Below are 2,102 nucleotides of genomic sequence, written 5' to 3'. Positions count from 1 at the left end.
TAAAACGGTATGCCGATCATGAATACCATCGGAACCGCGAAGCGGTGACGCTCGCCCTGTAAGGGCGCTAATGTTCTCCTCTCCGTTTATTCAGGAATTTGAGATGCCTGAGGAGGAGCTGAAGCGCAAACAACAGATAATGAATACCTCAGATGTGAAAATGCTTTTTCATGCACATTATCCGGGGCAGAAATTGCTGCTGGCAATGTATGCCAATGGCTGGGTACTGGTGGATTGTTTCCTGTTTCACCATACCAAACCAAAAAAGAAAGCGAAAAGCAAAGTGAAAACGGACAAATCAGAAACACAAAAAATTAAAACAACGGGGAATGAGAATCATGGAACTGGGAATTATGCTGTGCATCGTATTGTTACTCTCACTGGCAGCGGTGTGGATCAGTAACAAGGCGGTAAGGTTGCTGGAGGTCCATTATTTTAAGAAGCAACAGAGCATGGAGTATGCGGCGTGGCTGCGTGTAATGTGTGCCGGTTTGCTGTTTATTTTTATCCAGCTTGCCCCTGCGTTCACGTTTCTGTATACCCTGAAGCTGGTGGCACTGATAAACTTGGGTGTGCAAACGATGAAGCTAAATGGCGTTTATAAATTTAAACGCAAAGGGATGATGCCGACTAAAAGCGCACTCCCGGACCTTAACCGATTTAACCCTTTCCGGAAGAAGTAACTCCGCATGGCGCCCTATCGGGCGCTACTCATCCAGTGCACTGAGCATAAACTGCGTCATAGCCTTCTTCCCTGCTGCAATATTTCGAATATAGCGGGAAACCATATCCGGACTAGTCCAGTTACCCATCTCCATGATCTGCGGCAGCGAGTACCCGGCAAGGGCAAGCTGGATGGCACCGCCTACCCGCACGCTGTGACCGGTCCAGCATGCGGTCTCTATGTCCTGTGGGTTGAGCTCCTTCCATAGTGCTTCAAAGGCCCGGAGAAGGGTATTCTTGCTGAGCATACCCTCATCCTCAACGGGAATGTAATCACCATCTTCCCCGAGCGGGGTTCGGGTAGGCAGATAGGGCATGTTATGGTTTCTCAGCAGTGTATTGATCTCGTTACCCTGGCTTCGTAAACCCCATTCAGGTGGCATATATCCGTTATCCTGAAAGTTCACGGCCTGAAAGAGATAGTCCTGCGGATGGCTGTTTTGATCCCTTCCGACCATACCCATCAGCCTTATCAGTGTAGCTGTAAGGTTAGGGGTCAGGTGATAGGTGAGCAGGGTACTGACAGTTGATTTTGTTCTGTAAACCGTGAGGGTAAAGCTGCCGGTCTTTTCATTCAGCACAAGGTCTCCCATCCGGATCCGCCGGATCTCCGCAGAGCGGAGTAGTGTTTCAAACCCTGTCCAGATTAGACAAAGATCGCGGAGCTTGCGCACCGACTGCGTCGTAATGTGTTTTTTAATCAATGCCTTTAGATCAGTCACCATGAATGGCGTCGCCTGACGGGTAACTCTCTGCTTTCGGGCTTCTGCCTGTTCGAGGGACGCAAGAATATACCCGACTTCAGATGTGATGATCGCTGGCTGGTCAAGTGCTTTCCTTTGGATGCTGTTCAGTGCATGCAGGCAGCCTTTAATACTGCTTCGGGACAGTGATGCCTGAAGATGGTCTAAATAGGCCAGCAGTGGAGTTTCAGTCACCGGGAGAGAGCTGGCAGGCCACTCCTTGTTATTTGGAGCATTCACCTGGTACCACTCATTCCAGGAGCGTAGCCACTGGAGGTAAGTTTTAGCAGTGTTGAATTTCAGGTGAGAAAAATAGCGGATGAGGCTCATCAGCTGCTTGTCATTAGCTTTAACCGTCGACAATTGTTGATGGAGATCGTTGTCTGCAAACCGTCTTGTTACTGGCTGGCTGTTCATTGTGTCCACCTGAATATACTGTTTTTATTTACAGCTACTTTAGCATTTCGGTACCTACTTATGAACAGGTTGGGAGCAACAAAAGGATGGGGGAGTCGATTCAGTGTGAAACCGAAGATAAAGGTCAAATATTTTTGAAAATAATTAGATAGTGTCGTCACAAGATTTTAGCCCAGAGAGCGATGCATCTGATCTGGACGGCAGCGAGAAATGAGGCCG

General features: G+C 48.5%; 3 protein-coding genes. 2 read left to right on the top strand and 1 reads right to left on the bottom strand.

The window, feature by feature from the left end:
* Positions 1–103: 103 nt before the first annotated feature.
* Entirely contained in the window at positions 104–403 is a 300-nt protein-coding gene (locus ACSZPU_RS25285) for a hypothetical protein (protein ID WP_499004352.1), read from the top strand.
* Positions 339–683 (top strand): hypothetical protein, encoded by a 345-nt coding sequence (locus ACSZPU_RS25280; protein ID WP_499004351.1) that lies wholly within the window; start codon positions 339–341, stop codon positions 681–683. Before ACSZPU_RS25285 ends, ACSZPU_RS25280 begins: the two co-directional genes overlap by 65 nt.
* Before the next feature lie 24 nt (positions 684–707).
* Here the strand turns inward: ACSZPU_RS25280 and ACSZPU_RS25275 are convergent, their stop codons facing one another.
* Positions 708–1,883: a tyrosine-type recombinase/integrase gene (locus tag ACSZPU_RS25275; protein WP_499004350.1), complete on the bottom strand. Its 1,176-nt coding sequence runs from the start codon at positions 1,881–1,883 to the stop codon at positions 708–710.
* Positions 1,884–2,102 lie beyond the last annotated feature (219 nt).

Origin of the sequence: Phytobacter sp. V69 (assembly GCF_965644215.1) — a bacterium.
Lineage (GTDB): Bacteria > Pseudomonadota > Gammaproteobacteria > Enterobacterales > Enterobacteriaceae > Phytobacter.
The sequence above is the reverse complement of the archived record's forward strand: the minus strand, read 5'-3'. Positions and strand labels throughout refer to the sequence as shown.